Consider the following 18,394-nt stretch of genomic DNA (forward strand, 5'->3'; position numbering starts at 1 on the left):
GCACAGACTATACGAACCTAGGAGGGGGAGCAATTGGCTGGCACAGTTGCAGCAACTCAATCGGATGTAGCTTTGAAGAGAAAAAAGAATCTTCAGAGATCCCAGTTTTATCAAGGTTGGAAGCGATTTAAAAGACATCGTCTTGCCGTTATTGGTTTGGTCTGGGTTATCCTTTTTTTGATCGCGGGGATCATTGGACCTTGGGTGGCCCCATATGACTATCGCACGGGAGATTTTTTGGCTATCAATCAAGGGCCGACCTGGCAGCATATTTTTGGTACGGATAATGTGGGGCATGACATGTTCAGCCAGATTCTGTTCAGTGTTCGAAGCGCTCTGATTATTGCTTTTGGCGCGACTTTGGTCAGCTTCATTATCGGGATCATATTGGGCTTGTGGGCCGGATTGCGCGGCGGAATCGCCGATATGATTATTATGCGTGCTGTGGATTTTATGATGACCTTGCCGGGATTTTTGTTCGCCTTGATATTAGTCATTATGCTGGGACGTGGGTATTTATCTTTGATTCTAGCAATTGGAATTCCGGGTTGGGCGGGGTATGCACGCTTGATCCGAAGTCTGGTCCTAAGTATGCGGGACGGGGAGATGGTGGAAGCGGCAAGAGCGTTAGGCGCATCTCAGGCGCATATTGCCAGACAGTATATGTTGCCGAATGTTATCGGCAGTATGGGTGTCTCTCTCGCCTTCGGGATTCCCGGTGATCTCATCCAGATTGCAGGCTTAAGTATTTTTGGCATGGGGCTTCGGCCGCCAATCCCTTCATTTGGGAGTATGATTGCTCAAGCCAGTGAGAATATTCTCGGCTTTCCATGGCTGCTGTATTTTCCGGCAGGTATCTTTGCAATAACCTTGCTTTCGTTTCTGTTTGTAGCAGACGGTCTCCAGGAAGCATTCAGTCCGAAAGGAGGCAATTAATATGGGTGAACCGCTACTTTCTATTGATGACCTTCATGTGAAGTTCTCCCGCAGTGAAGATGAAGTTTATGCCGTAAACGGCGTCAGTTTTTCGATCAATGAAAATGAATCCTTGGGGATTGTTGGTGAAAGTGGCTCCGGTAAGTCAGTTACATTGATGTCATCAATTGGGCTCATCCGTGAAAATGGAAAAATAACATCGGGGACAGCTCAGTTTAATGGTAAGGACTTACTTAAAATGCGTCCCAAACAATTAGAAGATATTCGTGGACGTGACATCGGCGTTGTTTTTCAAGATCCGATGACCAGCTTGAACCCGATCATGCGTATCGGGGATCAAATAATGGAAGCCATGCTGACACATCAATATGCAAACCGGAAGGAAGCTTTTGACCGCACCATTCAGCTCTTGCATGAAATGGGGATTCCGGATCCTAAATCACGATTTAAAAGTTATCCTCACGAATTTTCCGGGGGGATGCGCCAACGTATCATGATTGCTATTGCTTTGGCATGTGAACCGCAATTATTGATTGCCGATGAGCCAACAACCGCGCTTGATGTCACTGTGCAGATGCAGATTCTTGCACTATTGCAGGATTTGCGCAGAAAACATGGGATGAGCGTAGTTATGGTAACGCATGATTTTGGCCTTGCGACCAACTTTTGTGACAAAATCATCGTGATGTACGGGGGCCAAATCATGGAGAAAGCCACTACGGACAAGTTCATAAGTGAGGCGGCGCATCCCTATTCACTTGGATTGAAACGCTCCATTATCGAAGTGGGCCACAAGGGAAAAGAAATAATGCCTATTCCAAAGACGGCAAAGACACTTACACAGACATTGACCGGCTGCCCATTTGCCGATCGTTGCTTCTATACAACTGAACGGTGTCAGAATGAAGTTCCCAAGCTTCGTGATTTTAGCACCGATCATCAGATCGCCTGCCATCATGCTGAGGAGGTCGCTTCCTATGCCCAATAATCCGCTCTTGCGCGTAGAAAATGTCTCGAAAACTTTTCGTGTACAAGGAAAAAAGCTGCATGCCATCGAGAATGTTTCTTTTACCCTGGAAGCGGGGAAAACACTGGGGCTTGTTGGGGAAAGTGGCTCAGGAAAATCAACCTTAGGGCGAATGGTTCTGCGTCTACTCGAATCTGACAAAGGAAAAATATTTTTTGAGGACGTGGAGCTCTCAAAGGCAAATAAAGAGAAGCTGCGGGCGATGCGCCGGGATATGCAAATTATTTTCCAGGATCCCAAGGCGAGCCTCAGTCCGAGAATGACGGTAGGAGACGCTATTGAAGATGCAATGGCTATCCACAAAATCGGAACTAAAGTAAGCCGGCATGAGCGTGTGATCGAACTACTTGAGCGGGTCGGTTTGCCTTCTGAAGTCCAATACGCTTATCCGCATGAACTGTCAGGTGGACAATTGCAGCGGGTTGGGATTGCCAGAGCGTTGTCACTGAATCCCAAATTGCTCATTTGTGATGAACCGGTGTCCGCATTGGATGTATCTATTCAGGTTCAAGTCATTCAATTACTAAAGGATTTGCAGAAGGAGTTTAACCTGACTTATATCTTTATTTCGCATAATTTGGCAGTAGTGGAGTATTTGAGTGATGATATCGCGGTTCTTTATTTAGGAGAGGTGGTTGAGCAGGCTCCGGCGGATGAATTGTTCAAGAAACCTACGCATCCTTACACGCAGGTCCTGCTAAATTCGATTTTGAAGATTCCGGATAGTGTGGAGCAGAAGCAGCAGATGGTATCGATTCAAGGCGAGGTGCCATCACCGCTTAATCCACCAAGTGGCTGCACTTTTCATCCGCGGTGTTCTTTTGCCTCGGATGTATGTATGGCTGTCAAGCCTGAACGGAAAATCGTGTCAGAAGGCCATAGTGCCGTGTGTCATTTGGTAGAATAAGCAGTGGCTTAATTAAGTAATCAGCAGATGACTTCTGTATATCACAGAAGTCATCTTTTTTAATTCATACACACAAAAAAGCCCTGTAAGAAGGTCACTTTTTTCAAAGTGAACAGCTTATAGGGCGCAGTTTAAAGACTGATTACTGCTTGTCAATCGCTGCTGCTAACCCTTCATACGAAGAATCCTGAAGCAGCACTCCGTTCACCATAAATTTAGGAGTACCGTTGACTCCGTAGGAACCAGCGATCTTAAAGTCTTCTTTTACATCGAACATATAGGTATGATTCTTGAGATCTGTTTCAAATTGGGCGTAATCAATGCCCTCGATGTTATTCTTAACGAATTTTAAAATGAATTTCTGAGTGGCCCAAATTTCGCTCTCATCGCCTTGATTAGCGTACAGCTTATGAAGGTATTCCCAGAACTTCTCGTTGCTTTGCTTGTAGATGGCTTCGCCGGCGCTAGCAGCAAGATAAGAGTCCCGGTCCAAAAATGCGAAGTTCATGAAGAAAAGTTCCACTTTTCCGGTATCTACGTAGTCTTTAATAAAAGTATCCAGATACTTTTCAGTCCACATTTTGCAGGCGGGACATTTGAAATCTGCGAATTCGATAACTTTAACTTTGGCATCAGGACTTCCAAGATGAGGTTGCTTCTCATATTTCAGCCCATCAACAACAATGCTTCCCTTTACGTCGGTGTAGTTGGGTAGATCTGCTGTATCATCAGTCTTATTGCTTAAGATGAAAACAATTACAGCGAGAAGGATTACAACAACGACACCTAATATCATGGGAAGCAAAGGTCTTTTGGTCTGAGATTGTTTAGCTGACACTTTCTTTTTCATATCTCACCTCCTAGACAATATAGGAATACTATAAAAATAGTATAATCATCCAGTAGGTAGTGTAGATATGTCATTTGTAACAATGCTACGTAACGTCGCAGCTAGATTATTAGTTTTTGAATTTAGCGGCTGAGCGAATGACAGGGGGCACCTCGTGGATGGACGAAATAGTCATCACGGCTTGCTGCATCTCTTGCTCCAGCTCGATAAGGTTATAGCTCCATTCATTTTGCTGCTTCAGGTAAATACTGTTGATGCCTGCGGTAACTGCGGGAAGTACATCTGTACGTAACGAGTTGCCAATCATCCAGGTACGTTTGCGGTCAAAGCTTTGGGTAGCCAAAATATTTTCAAGCGCCTCAACATTTTTATGCTTCCGAATATAGATACGATCGTCAAAATAAGCATCCAGCTTCATTTGTTCAATTTTACGTTGCTGAATGGTGTCGTCCCCGCCAGTATACAAGAATAAATGGTGACCCTCTTGCTTCAGCGTATCGAGTGTTTCAACCATGCCAGGGTAAGCTTCAATTTCTTGGTCATAGACGCTTAGGCCGAGCTTGTGTAATTGCTGCTCTTGAAAGCGATCTGTCGGACGGTTATATTTGGCGCAGAAATAACGGTAGGTGGCGATTAAGGATTTGGGAAAGTTGTCGCTGGCCAGGCCACTTGTGTTGACGGTATCAACATCAATTTCTATTTGCTTGCTGCGTAATTCACTGGTGCTTGGCCCAAATTCATTAAACCAATCAGTCATGAGCTCGAAATATTGTCCTAAAATTAAATCGAAATATTTGTTGCAGTGAACCAGCGTATCATCTAGATCGAAAATTACTTGTTGAGTTGTGTATTTCATATCTCTCTCTCCTTGGATCTGTATCTGTATAGTGTTCTATAGGTGAATATAAGATTCTAGAAACATTTGAAGCTCAGAAGCGCCGTCTGGACGGATACTGAAGCGCTCGTCTTGTTCCCCGCGAAGATGGATACGGAGTAAACCGGCTACGCGTAGGATCATTAGGTGATGCATAAGCATTTCTCTGGATTGATTTAGATCGGACTGCATCTCCCATAGAGATTTGGGTTCATGGGCGACATACCGAAGCAATCGGAGTCTGGTTGGATCTGACAGCGCCTTGGTCATGCGCAATAGCACCATCGGGGGTTCATTTTCATCTTCCAATGGCACATCTACAGGATACTGTACAATCACCATAGTTTTGTAGAAGCAGTAGGTGTTAATTGGTCGATTATGAACGGTAGGCAATAATACTATAGTCTTAAGATCCCGTATATCCTCGAAAACTACACCACCGGATGCATATTCAATTAAAGAAATAGGGTCCATTTTGCTTTCCAGCATTTTTTTCTCAGAGGCATCTTCAATTAATAACGGTAAAATCTTGTGTTCTACATGACGAAAATATTGCTCATACCAGAGTCTAAGAAGCGGACTATAGCTGCTCTTGATCCGGGAAGCTTCATCTATGGTGAAATCATGAATTAACGGTGCGATCTGCTGATAACACTCTTCTATAGAAGCTGAATCCAGATCATCCAGGAAATGCAGCACTGATGTTGCGGGCCCCCGGCTGTAAACCCAAGCATATAACACATCATAATCTGTAAATGGCCACTCGGCAGCTTGCATGAGAGCTGTTACTTTATGAGGAGTAATGCGATCTTCCACATCACTAACCCAGTGGGGACCGAGGTCTAAATTGGAGATCCATTTTCTGGTTACATATATCATAAAACTGTCCAACAGTTCATAAACCGGCGATACGTCGATTTTTAATTCGTAATCCATGTAACATGCACCCCCAGAAATCCGTAACTTCTACATATTATCTCTTGTTTTGAAGAGGGTTGTCCACTATAATGTTCGGTGTTTGCCAATTGGCGTTAGATCACATCATTGTTTTTATTATAGGGGGATATCATCCGTGTCAGACCGGCTTAAAGTATCTATACGAAGTAATAGCAAAATGACTTTCATGATTCTTATTACCGCTACTATAGCCGCAGGGCTTAGCCAAGGGCTGTTGCTGCCCATTCTATCCATTCTTTTGGAGCAAAAAGGAGTGTCCTCGTCACTGAACGGACTGAATGCTGCTGCACTATACATAGGATCATTTGGGATGACCTTGATTGCTGAACGTGTTCTTGGAGCGGTTGGATTTAAAAAATTGATAGCTGGTGGGATTAGTTTAGTCTTAGTAAGCTTGCTCATGTTTCCCTTTTTTACAGGGATCAAGGTATGGTTTGTATTGCGTCTGCTTGTGGGTGTGGGCGATGCTGCGATTAATTACGGGGCCCAGCTTTGGGTTCTGCTTATGACACCTGCCGAGCATCGCGGACGTAATCTTTCACTATATGGCATGTCCTATGGTCTGGGTTTTAGCTTAGGACCACTTGGGATAAGTCTGCTGCGTTATGGACAGGCCGTGCCTTTTATTGTTCTCGCATTTCTATTTTTGTTAGTCTTAATCCTTGTGACTACAATTCTGCCGGATTCCCGGCCAGATAAAGCGGAGAGTGGTGAAAGCCAGGTTCGCCGTTTCGGTCGTTGTTACAGCTTAGCCTGGTTCGCTTTAATTCCAGCCCTTTTATATGGCTTTATGGAAGCCAGCTTAAATAGCAGCTTTCCGGTATATGGTCTGCGTATCGGTTACAGCACAGATCAAATTGCAGCGTTATTGCCTTTTGCGGGGATTGGAGGACTGCTTCTGCAGTTTCCATTAGGTCTGTGGAGCGACCGGTTTGGCCGCAAGCGGGTACTGATTATTGCCGGGATCGGAGGCGGGATCGCCTTTGCGATGTTGCCGCTGGCAGGTGATCATTTTACGCTGACAATGGTACTTCTGATGATCGCAGGAGGATTAGTGGGCTCCTTTTTCTCATTAGGGCTAAGTCTGGCCGCGGATATTTTGCCACGACATCTACTGCCTGCTGCTAATGTGGTTGCTTCTTTCCATTTTAGTATTGGCAGTATTATCGGCCCCGGCATTGGTGGTTTGTTGCTGCAAGTGGGCTTAAGCGGCGGTATTTTCGCCCTGATGGGTGGTTTATATATCGTGTTCGGCTTGCTGGGGTTATTATTCTCGCCACAACCTAGAAATTGAGGTAAGATAAGAACGAGTGCTCGCATGGAAATTGAACTCACATTCAGAGTACACTATAGATTATAGATGAAGACAGGGAGAGGCTGAACTATGATCACAGTTGAACACTTAGCCAAGGCAGTTGGGGAAGACAAAAATCCGGTCCTGCAGGATATAGGATTTCAATTAGAGCCGGGTGAACTCGTAGCCATACTTGGAGCGAGTGGGAGCGGTAAGACCACTTTATTACGCTGTTTAGCGCTGCGAGAGAAGTGGGACAGAGGGAATTTTAGAGTGGACGGTACGGATATTATGGCGAGTGCCTTTTCCGGAAAAAGAAAAATTCGACGGGAGTGGGCTTACCTGGAGCAGAATGCAGAGCTCAATCCTAACCGCACAGCGCTGAAAAACGTGCTGATCGGCCAGTCCGCACAGACGCCAATGTGGCGTATGGTTACAGGGATGGTTCGTTCAGATGATTATATGGGTGCGATGGATGAATTAGATGCCCTTGGACTTCTAGACAAAGCGAAGATGAAGACTAGCCAGCTAAGCGGTGGAGAACGTCAGCGTGTAGCGATTGCTAGAGCATTAACTCATGGTGCCAAAGTAATTCTAGCGGATGAACCGGTTACGGGTCTGGACCCCAAATCCGCAGAAAGTGTATTGGAAACTTTGCGCAGACTGTGTAAAGAGACGGGTCTTACCGTAGTGACGGTGCTGCCTATTGAACTGGCTGAACGTTTCGCTTCACGTATATGGGTACTAGAAGATGGACGAATTAAGCATGATATAAAGGGACGTAGATTAACGTCTCAGGAACGCGCAAATTTGTAAAGTTCGGACACGGATAAGGAAAAGAGTGATGAGGTTGAGTATAAAAAGTCTTAGGTGCCTGGCAGCTGCAACACTGTCGTTATCCGTACTTTCGGGTTGTACTTTCATCAGTGATCCCGTTTCGAAGATGAAAGCTCCGCAGCTGTCTGCTGACAAAGCAACACTTATGGCTGCTATTAATTCACATATTCCAGCGGGTACGGAGTTGATCCGCCCGGTTAATGATGAGAGCTCAATTTTCACAGAGGATCTCAATAACGATGGAATTATGGAGTCGTTGGTGTTCTATAGAACGCCAAGCGAAGCTGTAGAGATTCACGGGATGATCTTAGAGAAGCAAGGAGATGCCTGGGTCAAAAAGCTTGTTTTTGATGGGGATGGAACTATGCTGGAGTCCGTCGATCTGAAAGATATGACAGGTGACGGGAAGCTGAATATCATTACAGGTTATTCACGCGGGGAAGAAAAAGGCCTCGTCGTGTATAGCTATTCCAGCGGATCATTGGAAGAAGTGCTTTCACTTCCTTACACCAAATATATGCTTGATGATCTTAACAAGGATGGAATTGAAGACATCACCGTTGTTTATTTTAAAAGAAATGAATTTGCAACCATTTCGATCTATCAGTACAATGATGGCTTTAAGGTGCTCGATAAGATCGAGGATATCGATCCGTATTTTTCTAATTATTACAATATTGTCGCAGGAAAGATTGCTAAGGATAAAGAAGGAATCGTATTAGACGCTTCGGTGGATTTCCAATCCGCCTACAGCTTAATGGTTCTTATGGAGCATAACAAGCTGCGTGTGGTTTTGCCAGGTGATACGAGGACTTACAAAGATCGTCTGATTGCAAGCGAAGATATCGATCATGATGGCATTATTGAAGTTGGATTGCTTGAAGCGCCAAAAGGATGGGAGTATTTCGACCCCGCAGATATTCCTTATTTCACCTCCTATTATAAATGGGATGGAAAAGATGGCCTAACCTTTGCAGTCCAGCTATATCGTGATCCATCGGATCGCTTTACTATTAATTTTGATCCAGAGCTGCATGGAAAGGTAAGTATTGATACGAAATCTGTTCTGGATAAAAACCTTAAGTTCATCATGACTGATACCGGAGAGACTTTTGCTGAGGTTTCCTTCTTTTCTCCTTCGGAATGGGATAAGGCTAAGAATGAAGGCTGGGAGCTGCTTGGACGGGATTTAGATAAAGTCATCGGCTACCGTGGTGAGCTAGAACAAAGTACAACTAAAGAAGGAAGCAATAAGATTGCCTCCCCTATTGAAAGGAAGGGAATAGATGAGTAAAGTTCTGATATTGGAAGATGAAGAGTCCATTCGCAGTTTCATAGTCATTAATTTGAAGCGTAATGGTTTCGAAGTGCTGGAGGCTGCTGACGGGAATGAAGCATTGCATAAATTAACCACTATACCTGATATTGATATTGCGTTATTGGATGTTATGGTTCCCGGCATTGATGGATTTGAAGTTTGTAGACGGATTAGGGAGACTAATGAACGCTTGGGAATTATTTTTCTTACCGCCAAGGTTCAGGAGCAGGATAAAGTTTACGCTTTGTCCGTAGGTGCAGATGATCATGTTAGTAAGCCATTTAGCCCAACGGAGCTAATTGCACGTATTCAATCTTTGCTGCGCCGTGTAAATGTGCATCGTGAACAGTCGGCCAAGGTTTCTTTTCATTCGGGGCCTTTCAGCTTGGATCTTATTACCAAACAATTCAAACGTGATAATGTAGCCATTGAACTGACGCCCACGGAGTTCTCTCTGATTCAATTCTTTCTTGAAAAAGAAAACACTCCACTTAGCCGCGATCTTCTGTTGGATCATGTGTGGGGCAAGGAGTATATGGGTGATCCCAAAATTGTAGATGTAAATATCCGGCGCTTACGCCAGAAGATTGAGAACAATCCTTCGGAGCCGGAATTTTTGCAGACTGTATGGGGGCACGGATATAGATGGAAAGGCCAAGGACAATGATTAAGAAGGGGATGCGCAGACAGATTGTTCTGCACTACATTCTTGTAGTTTTTTTGGCGCTTCTCCTCGTAGAAGTTATCTTCCTGCTGGCCATCAGAACATATTATTATGACAGTGTATACAGCAAGATTAAAAATCACATTTCTGTTTCAGAGTCGTTTTTTCAAAAGAACATGATACCCAGCGATAATAGCATCTATCTGCTACAAGAAGTACTGGAGAGGTTCTCATTGAGCAAGACGGAGCTGGAAATCTTATCGCTAAATGGGGATATCATCACTAGTTCCACTGGCTTTCAGCCGGATCGGACCATTACGACCAGTGATGTACCAGAAGCCGTTGGCGGCAGCGTTGGGCGCTGGGTAGGGCGTCAGGCAGGCACGAATGAGAGCGTGATGGCGGTTTCCAAAATGCTGCAGATTCATGGACAGGATAAGTATGTCCTAAGGTATATTACTTCACTAGAAGAAATCAATAATGATTTGCTTAATCTAACTTTATTGTCCACTGCTATTGCTGCAGCTGTTATGGCTGTAGTTGTTGGGTTTAGCTTCGGACTGGCCAACTCGATTGTGAAGCCGCTGAATAATATAACGGCAGTTTCAGCTCAGATGGCGAAGGGGAGATTCAACGTACGGATTAAGGGAGACTATAAATTTGAGATTGGTGATTTGGCTTCAACGCTGAATTATATGGCTCAGGAAATTGTACGCAGTAATCAGATTAAGGATGATTTTATCTCATCCATTTCTCACGAGCTGCGGACACCTCTTACAAGTATCAAGGGCTGGAGTGAAACCTTGGTATCCGGCGGGTATGATCCGGAGGAGACAAAACTTGGAGTCAGCATCATTTCCAAAGAAAGTGAACGCCTGATTGGGCTGGTGGAAGAAATTCTCGACTTTTCTAAGCTGCAGCAGAACCAGATGAAGCTGTCGATTGGGGTTGTAGATGTAAAGGTACTGCTGCAAGAGACGATACTGAATGTTTGGGCTAAAGCGGAAAAGAAACGAATACATCTGTTGCTGGAATGTGAAGATGCGATCTTTGTTAAAGGGGATGCCAATCGGCTAAAACAGGTATTCTTAAACTTGGTAGACAATGCAGTGAAGTTCTCACATGAAGATTCCAGTATTGAACTGTCAGCAAAGAGACTGTCTGCTACAGAAACAGCGATTATGGTACGAGACAGCGGGATAGGGATTAGTGAAGCACATATATCCAGAGTGAAGGACCGTTTCTTTCAAGTGGATGCACTTAATGGAGGAACAGGCTTGGGGTTAGCGATTTCACAGCAACTTGTAGAACTTCATAATGGGACACTTGATATGGCAAGTGAGCTTGGAAAAGGAACGGAAGTTACCGTCATCTTGCCTCTTACAGAACCACAGCCGGAAGTTATCACAGAAGAGGTAACTCAAGTGACAGCTACCTTTCCTGAATTAGATGATTGGGAGGCCTAACGTGAGATGGGGGTAACGAAGAATTCGATCCGTATAGTTCGTGGAGAGCCAGATCGGGTTAGCGACATCTTGAGGCTACTGCAAGAAGCGGCGGGGTGGATGGAGCTTAATGGAATTAAGCAATGGACACCCGGACAATTTACCGAGACCGATATAGCAGGATATTTTGCTGACAGACATGTTTATTTAGCCCTTGACGATGGGGCTGTAGTTGGCATGTTCACGTTGCAATTCAGTGATCCACAGTACTGGGGCAGTAAAAATGATGAGTCCTACGCTTATTTGCACCGATTGGCTGTGAAAGACTCCCACCGCGGCCGAGGACTTGGACAGCAAATGCTTAAATATGCAGTAGTTCTAGCCAAAGATCTAGGCTGTAAGAGCCTTAGGTTTGACACTGTGGCACATAACATTAAGCTCAATCGTTATTATCAGAGCATGGGTTTTCACTACATGGGCACTAACGATATGGGAAATGGTCGTTTAGTGAACTTATATGAACATTTTGAGGAAGGTGCTGAGTCAGACCGTCTGATTCTCAGATTTATATCAGAATCTGATTTTGAACACTTAAAGCGCTGGAGTGTTTCTCCAGAGTATCTGAAGCAGTGGGCAGGACCTTCGCTAACTTATCCTTTAGAGGATGAGCAGCTTGTTAAATACTTAAAGGATGCTAATCATCCAGGCTTATCCGATCGTCTTATCTTCTGTGCAATTCAAGAAGCTACGCAGCAGGTAGTGGGCCATATTAGCTTTTCAGCCATTGACCGGGTTAATCGTTCTGCACGTATCGGCAGGGTAGTAGTAGATCCTGAGTTTCAAGGTAAAGGCATTGGTAAACGGATGATGCAAGAGATGCTTCGAATCGGATTTGAAGGTCTGGACCTGCATCGTCTGTCTCTGGGTGCTTTCGATTTCAATACGGCTGCCCTGAAAGCTTATGAAGCTGTTGGCTTTAAGCGGGAGGGTGTTCAACGTGAGTCTGCTTTATTCGGTGAGCAATATGTAGATTGTGTGGAAATGAGCATATTAGACAGAGAATGGACGGCTAGCCGTAATTCATAAAATCACTAATTCTTTACAACCGAAGGGGCTGTTGCTCTGGTCATGATCGACCAGGACAACAGCCCCTTTTTATATAAAGTATTTTTCTATATAATGGTTGTTATGAAGGAAGAACTTCACGCAAACGTCCTGTCTTCTCATACACATCCTGAAACAGACGGGAAGGTTGGTTTCGGACCGCCGGCTTGGCAGCCACAGTCTCATGTGGTCCAACGACAACGATATTATTTATGCTTCCCTTGATGACTGCTCCATCCTTAATGATTGCCCCTTCACCAATAATGGCATTCTCAATCAGCACTCCACGGCCAATGCGAACTCCAGGCATAATAACACTTTGTTTGATCTGGCTCATCTTACCGATTTCTACCCCATTAAAGACTACAGAACGTTGTAGACTACCTTCTTGGGAGCAGGATTCATTCACGAGAGAGTCCGTTGCTGGGTTCTGTACACGTGGTTTATGAACTGCAAGCTTAGTCCGGCGAACCCGACTATACATAGGCCAATGAGTCTTGTCTAACTTCATGCCATTGTCTTTTTGCAGAAGGTCCATATGTGCTTCCCAAAGACTGCCGACTGTACCTACATCTCTCCAGTAACCCTTGAAACGGTAAGCGAATAAATCATCGTTCTGATCCAGCATGGTAGGAATTACGTCTTTACCAAAGTCATGACTGGAATTAGGATTAGCTGCATCCCGCAACAAGTGCTCCTTCAGATAAGCCCACTCGAACAGGTAGATACCCATTGAAGCAAGATTACTTTTTGGTACTTTAGGTTTTTCCGCGAATTCGGAAATTTTCAGATCATCGTTTACGTTCATTACTCCAAAACGACTAGCCTCATCCCAAGGAACCTCCATTACGGAGATGGTTGCTTTTGCTCCTTTTTCAATATGATAATTCAGCATCTTACGGTAATTCATATGGTAAATATGGTCACCGGATAGAATGAGCACATGTTCTGGGTTGCGGCTATCAATAAAGTCAATGTTTTTATAAATCGCATCAGCAGTCCCTGTATAACTGTCTCTGCCTTCAACACCTGAAGGAAGCAGTGTGACACCTTTATCCTTTTGACTAACTAAGCCCCAAGGCTCACCTTCACCGATATGATTATGCAAAGAGTCAGCTTCGTATTGTGTCAGAACACCTACTGTATCAATGTTCGAATTTACACAGTTACTTAGCGGGAAATCAATAATTTTATACTGTCCACCGAAAGGGACTGCAGGCTTAGCCATACTGGAAGTCAAGGGAGCCAATCTGCGGCCTTCCCCTCCTGCCAATAACATGGCGATACAATCTTTTTTGTTGTTCATTTGTTATCCCTCCCATTATTTTGTCAATGCTTGTAATATAAACTTACGACAAGCGCTTGAAACGACATAGGTGAAATATATTGCTTTGTAAACAGAAAAATTACAATTAATATTTCTTTATCAGAAAATCTTTTCTTTTAACATCAAAACATTTTCAAAATGGTAATATTCGGGTAAGGTAATAGGTACAAGCACATTGAAAAAGGTGGTGTAGAATTGGCTGAAAAAGCAAAAATCGAGACCCTTCCGTCAGCTGCTGATATCTATCTGTTCCATGAGGGCACCAATTATCGCAGCTATTCTATGCTGGGTGCACACACTGCCGCTGAAGAAGGCGTTACCGGTGTGCGCTTTACCGTGTGGGCTCCTCATGCGACATATGTAGGACTAGCTGGTGATCATAATGATTGGGACGGAACACAGGGCGTGGACTCGTTATATAAGATACCCGATTCAGGATTTTGGAGTCGTTTTTTTCCGGGAATACAGCCGGGAACTTTTTACAAATACAGGATTCTTGCCTCAGATGGATCAAGTTTCCTTAAAGCGGATCCTTTTGCTTTTAAAGCTGAGGTTCGACCGGCAACGGCTTCGGTAGTAGCAGAACTGGATGGCTACCGCTGGGGAGATGCAGCATGGCGTCGGAAAAGCAAAGCTCCATATCAACAACCAATGAACATTTATGAAATGCACTTCGGTACCTGGCGTCAAAAAGAGGATGGAGAGTTCTACACCTACCGGGAAATGAGCGAGCTGTTAATTCCTTATTTGGTGGAGATGAACTATACACACGTGGAATTTATGCCGTTGGCAGAACATCCATATGATCTATCCTGGGGTTATCAAGGGACGGGGTATTTTGCGGCAACCAGCCGTTATGGCGAACCCCATGAGTTGATGTATTTGATCGATCAGCTGCATAAGGCAGGTATCGGTGTGATTTTAGATTGGGTTCCCGCTCACTTTGCCAAAGACGCACACGGATTACGTATGTTTGATGGAGCGCCACTTTATGAATATGCCGATCCAATGTTAGCTGAAAAACCAGGCTGGGGGACACTTTCGTTTGATTTCAGTAAGCCGGAGATTTCTTCATTTCTTATTTCTAATGCGCTGTTTTGGTTCGAGTATTATCATATCGACGGAATGCGTGTAGATGCGGTTACGAGTATGCTTCGACTAGATTTCGAAAAGCGGGATCATCAATATCGGCGGAATGTTAATGGTGGATTGGAGAATCTGGAGGCCATCAAATTTATCCAGAATCTGAACAAGGCTATCTTTCATTATTTCCCAAAAGCATTGATGATGGCGGAGGAGTCCAGTGCTTGGCCAGGGGTTACTGCACCAGTGCATGAAGGGGGCCTTGGCTTCAATTACAAATGGAATATGGGTTGGATGAATGATACGCTAGGCTACATAGAACATGATTTTGGTGGGCGACCTTATCATCATAATTTACTTACGTTCCCAATATGTTATGCTTATGCCGAAAATTACGCATTGCCGCTATCGCATGATGAGGTTGTTCACGGCAAGAAGTCTTTGTTAGACAAAATGCCGGGTACTTATGAACAAAAGTTCGCAGGCCTCAGGCAGCTGCTGGGATATCAGATCTCTCATCCCGGTAAAAAGCTTCTGTTTATGGGTGGGGAATTCGGTCAGTTTATCGAGTGGAAGGATCAGGAGCAGCTGGACTGGCTGCTGTTGGATTATGAGAGCCATCGTCGTATGCTTGCCTACACGGCTGCACTTAATAAACTGTATCGCTCCGAAAAAGCGTTGTGGGAGCTGGATCATTCTCAAGAGGGTTATCAGTGGATTGATGCGGATGACAATGATCAAAGTGTGATTTCGTATATACGCCGAGGGAAGAAACCAGGAGATACGCTGCTTATAGTCATCAATTTTCAACCGGTAGAACGGCACAATTATCGTATAGGCGTGCCACGGGCCGGGACTTATGAAGAGCTCTTTAGCTCAGAAAATGTAGAGTATGGTGGCTCCGGATTGCACAATGTCCCTCAAAAGAGCGTTAAGCTGGAATGGCACAATCAGGTGAACAGCATAGAGCTGACTCTTCCGCCCCTTAGCTTTCTGGTGTTTAAAAAAACGTCACGAATGGGTAAGAATAAAGAGGCAAAAGAGTTATAGATCTAAGTACGAATAGAGAATCCGTACAGTTTAAGGGGGAAATAATCATGAAGGTTTTATTTGCCGCAGCTGAAGCCCATCCTTTTGTCAAAACGGGTGGTTTGGCCGATGTCATTGGAGCATTACCTAAAGCGCTGAAGGCTGCCGGGGTAGATGTACGAGTGATTTTGCCTAAATATCGTGGGATTCCTGACAAGTTCACCGCTCAAATGGAGCATTTAACGGAAGTGTTTGTTCCAATTGGCTGGCGAAAACAATACTGTGGAATTGAACGCATTATCTATGAGGGTATCCCCGTTTATTTTATCGACAACGAGTATTATTTTGGCCGTGATGGAATTTATGGTTATATGGACGATGGTGAACGGTTTGCGTTCTATAATCGTGCAGTGCTGGAGTGTCTGCCAGCCATTGATTTCCAGCCTGATGTACTGCATTGCCATGATTGGCACGCGGCCGTAATTCCAATGCTGCTACAGGGGCATTATCGCCACAATCCATTTTACAGTGAAATGCGGAGTGTATTTACAATACATAACCTGTTGTATCAGGGAGTGTTTCCTTATGAGGTACTTGGAGAGCTGTTAGGTCTGGATAGCAGCTATTTTGGTAGTGTGGAGTACTATGGTAATGTGAATTTCTTAAAAGGCGGGATTGTATTCAGTGATCGGGTCACGACCGTCAGTCCGACTTATTCAGAAGAAATTCGCACACCTTATTATGGTTACGGTTTGGATGGTTTGTTGAACGCACGGTCAGATGTTTTAAGTGGGATTGTGAATGGCATTGATACTAAAAGTTATAATCCAGCGACAGATTCGAGCCTTGTTACCCGTTATCGTTCTAATTTGACCAAGAAGACGGAGAACAAAGTAGCCTTGCAGGAAGAGCTGGGATTACCTGTGGATGCTAATATCCCAATGGTAGCCATGGTCACGCGTCTCGTGGACTCCAAAGGTTTAGATCTGCTTACCCGAGTGCTGGATGAGCTGCTATATCACGAGGATATTCAATTTGTGCTGCTTGGAACAGGTGATGAATCTTACGAGCGTTGGTTCAAGGAAGCGGCATGGCGGTATCCGACCAAGCTGTCTTCACAGATCTTATTTAATGATGCACTCTCACGAAAAATATATGCTGCCAGCGATATCTTCCTTATGCCGTCTAAGTTTGAGCCCTGTGGCATCAGTCAGCTGCTCGCTTTACGGTATGGTAGCATACCCGTTGTCCGTGAGACAGGTGGCCTAAATGATACTGTGCACGCTTATAATGAAGAAACCGGTGAAGGCAATGGCTTTACGTTCAGCAATTATAATGCACACGATATGATGTTTACGCTACGCCGGGCGCTTTCTTTTTACAAGCAGCCTGAACATTGGAAAAAGATCACAAAAAATGCTTTCGCGGGAGATTATAGCTGGAATGTATCCGCTCAGCAGTACATGGATATCTACGATGATATAACCAGATAAAGTTTAACGAATTCTGTAATGGGTTAATAAGGGATTGCACCTGGGAGTATGGTAAATACTCTGGGAGCAGTCCTTTTTTTATGAAATTAGGAATAAACAGTCGAATGATTTAGCCAGTATAGGGGATAGTAAAAATGTATAAATTTAGCTTCAACGTGAATAAAAGTGATTTTTTAGCTATGTATTATAGAATTCCCCTCATAGAAATCCATTAAAAGGAAGTTATTGTCACAATTATGCCTTTGCATATTCATGCGTTCTGATTTATAATAAGTCAGTCATTGGGTCAACTTAGATTTTTTCATATGAATAGGGGAGATATAGAAATGAACAAATGGGGTAAACTTAGTTTAGGAATGGTATTAGCGGTAGGTCTGCTTTCAGGCTGCGGTCAAAATAAAAATGATAATGATACCGCTGCTAGTGGTAATGCAAATTCCGGTGCAGTTACTAAAAAGCTGATTATGGGAACAAGTGCAGATTTCCCTCCGTACGAATTCCATAAAGTAGTGGACGGAAAAGATACCATCGTAGGTTTTGATATCGACATCGCTAAGGAAATTGCTGCCGACATGGGCGCTGAGCTTGAAGTTAAGGATCTGCCTTTTGATTCACTGCTTAACGAATTGTCCAGTGGACGCGTAGATATGGTGATTTCCGGTCTTAGCCCGACTGAAGAACGCAAAAAAGCGGTTGAACTTTCAGATATTTATTACAAAGCAGAGCAAGCTATTGTAGTACGCGAAGCAGATAAAGATAAATACGCTACTATGGACGCGGTGAAGGGTACCAAAATTGGTGTACAGACAGGCTCTATTCAAGAAGAAATCGCCAAAGAGATTGAAGGCGCAAAGATCACCTCTCTTGGTAAAATCTCCGAGATCGTTCTGCAATTGCAATCTAACCGTATCGATACAGCAATTATTGAAGGACCTGTAGCTAAATCTTTTGTTAAGAATTTAGCGGGTCTTGTAATTACCGATGCTAAGCCTGAAGTAGAAGATGATGGATACGCAATTGGGATTAAAAAAGGCAATACAGAGCTTCTGGATAAAGTAAATGCTACACTTAAACGTCTAGAATCAGAAGGTAAGATTGATGAATATGTAGCGGCTGCCAGCGAGCTTGCTGAAAGCACGAAGTAAGGAATGTATATTGTTTTAGGTCTGCTGAAGTAAATTGTATGTGTATTACAGAAAATAGCGGAACTTTGCTATTTTCTATTTTTTTGGAGATAGGAGGATAAGAT

Annotated in this window: 16 protein-coding genes; 12 read left to right on the forward strand and 4 right to left on the reverse strand. The window is 44.0% G+C overall.

Annotated elements, in window-relative coordinates:
* Positions 1-33: 33 nt before the first annotated feature.
* From MHH63_RS10840 to MHH63_RS10850, 3 genes are read left to right on the forward strand one after another with little or no spacing between them, the layout of a single operon-like run.
* A complete protein-coding gene (locus MHH63_RS10840) occupies positions 34-936 on the forward strand; it encodes an ABC transporter permease (protein WP_081387748.1) in 903 nt (300 codons plus the stop codon).
* A 1-nt stretch (position 937) separates the two neighbouring features.
* Positions 938-1,924, forward strand: a complete 987-nt coding sequence (locus tag MHH63_RS10845) for an ABC transporter ATP-binding protein (protein WP_076281726.1) — start codon at positions 938-940, stop codon at positions 1,922-1,924.
* Positions 1,914-2,870, forward strand: a complete 957-nt coding sequence (locus tag MHH63_RS10850; protein WP_076130038.1) for an ABC transporter ATP-binding protein — start codon at positions 1,914-1,916, stop codon at positions 2,868-2,870. The genes MHH63_RS10845 and MHH63_RS10850 overlap by 11 nt, the downstream gene beginning before the upstream one ends.
* Positions 2,871-3,012: 142 nt before the next feature.
* Here MHH63_RS10850 and MHH63_RS10855 read toward each other — a convergent pair whose 3' ends face one another.
* The 3 genes from MHH63_RS10855 to MHH63_RS10865 form a co-directional block, all read right to left on the reverse strand.
* The gene (locus tag MHH63_RS10855) at positions 3,013-3,720 is read right to left on the reverse strand and encodes a DsbA family protein (RefSeq protein ID WP_340951249.1); all 708 of its coding nucleotides are present in this window, start codon (positions 3,718-3,720) and stop codon (positions 3,013-3,015) included.
* Between the two features lie 109 nt (positions 3,721-3,829).
* Positions 3,830-4,576 carry an HAD family hydrolase gene (locus MHH63_RS10860; protein ID WP_076098782.1) on the reverse strand — a complete coding sequence of 249 codons (747 nt, stop codon included), beginning with the start codon at positions 4,574-4,576 and terminating at the stop codon, positions 3,830-3,832.
* 36 nt (positions 4,577-4,612) lie between these two features.
* Complete coding sequence (locus tag MHH63_RS10865) at positions 4,613-5,530, reverse strand: ArsR/SmtB family transcription factor (RefSeq protein ID WP_036687649.1); 918 nt, start codon at positions 5,528-5,530, stop codon at positions 4,613-4,615.
* A 178-nt stretch (positions 5,531-5,708) separates the two neighbouring features.
* On the opposite strand from MHH63_RS10865, the gene MHH63_RS10870 reads away from it, so the two are divergent.
* The 6 genes from MHH63_RS10870 to MHH63_RS10895 all read left to right on the forward strand — a co-directional run bounded on the left by MHH63_RS10870 (position 5,709) and on the right by MHH63_RS10895 (position 12,195).
* On the forward strand, positions 5,709-6,845 hold the full coding sequence (locus MHH63_RS10870) for an MFS transporter (RefSeq protein ID WP_341004285.1): 1,137 nt from the start codon (positions 5,709-5,711) through the stop codon (positions 6,843-6,845).
* Positions 6,846-6,935: 90 nt separating this feature from the next.
* Entirely contained in the window at positions 6,936-7,661 is a 726-nt protein-coding gene (locus tag MHH63_RS10875) for a phosphonate ABC transporter ATP-binding protein (protein ID WP_036687647.1), read from the forward strand.
* Between the two features lie 34 nt (positions 7,662-7,695).
* A complete protein-coding gene (locus MHH63_RS10880) occupies positions 7,696-8,976 on the forward strand; it encodes a hypothetical protein (protein ID WP_254847685.1) in 1,281 nt (426 codons plus the stop codon).
* Positions 8,969-9,667, forward strand: coding sequence for a response regulator transcription factor (locus MHH63_RS10885; RefSeq protein WP_036687642.1), 699 nt, complete (start codon positions 8,969-8,971; stop codon positions 9,665-9,667). Before MHH63_RS10880 ends, MHH63_RS10885 begins: the two co-directional genes overlap by 8 nt.
* Positions 9,664-11,130: a HAMP domain-containing sensor histidine kinase gene (locus MHH63_RS10890; RefSeq protein WP_341171999.1), complete on the forward strand. Its 1,467-nt coding sequence runs from the start codon at positions 9,664-9,666 to the stop codon at positions 11,128-11,130. The genes MHH63_RS10885 and MHH63_RS10890 overlap by 4 nt, the downstream gene beginning before the upstream one ends.
* A 6-nt stretch (positions 11,131-11,136) precedes the next feature.
* A complete protein-coding gene (locus MHH63_RS10895; RefSeq protein WP_081387185.1) occupies positions 11,137-12,195 on the forward strand; it encodes a GNAT family N-acetyltransferase in 1,059 nt (352 codons plus the stop codon).
* A gap of 100 nt (positions 12,196-12,295) precedes the next feature.
* Here MHH63_RS10895 and MHH63_RS10900 read toward each other — a convergent pair whose 3' ends face one another.
* The gene (locus MHH63_RS10900) at positions 12,296-13,519 is read right to left on the reverse strand and encodes a glucose-1-phosphate adenylyltransferase (protein WP_076130041.1); all 1,224 of its coding nucleotides are present in this window, start codon (positions 13,517-13,519) and stop codon (positions 12,296-12,298) included.
* Between the two features lie 216 nt (positions 13,520-13,735).
* Between MHH63_RS10900 and glgB the strand changes: the two genes are divergently transcribed.
* The 3 genes from glgB to MHH63_RS28570 all read left to right on the forward strand — a co-directional run bounded on the left by glgB (position 13,736) and on the right by MHH63_RS28570 (position 18,290).
* On the forward strand, positions 13,736-15,673 hold the full coding sequence (gene glgB, locus MHH63_RS10905) for a 1,4-alpha-glucan branching protein GlgB (protein ID WP_341171487.1): 1,938 nt from the start codon (positions 13,736-13,738) through the stop codon (positions 15,671-15,673).
* A 47-nt stretch (positions 15,674-15,720) separates the two neighbouring features.
* On the forward strand, positions 15,721-17,145 hold the full coding sequence (gene glgA, locus MHH63_RS10910; protein ID WP_076279326.1) for a glycogen synthase GlgA: 1,425 nt from the start codon (positions 15,721-15,723) through the stop codon (positions 17,143-17,145).
* A 326-nt stretch (positions 17,146-17,471) separates the two neighbouring features.
* Entirely contained in the window at positions 17,472-18,290 is an 819-nt protein-coding gene (locus MHH63_RS28570; protein ID WP_036687634.1) for a transporter substrate-binding domain-containing protein, read from the forward strand.
* The last annotated feature ends 104 nt before the right edge of the window (positions 18,291-18,394 follow it).

It is taken from the genome of Paenibacillus sp. FSL H3-0310 (assembly GCF_038002785.1).
Classification (GTDB): domain Bacteria; phylum Bacillota; class Bacilli; order Paenibacillales; family Paenibacillaceae; genus Paenibacillus_AQ; species Paenibacillus_AQ odorifer.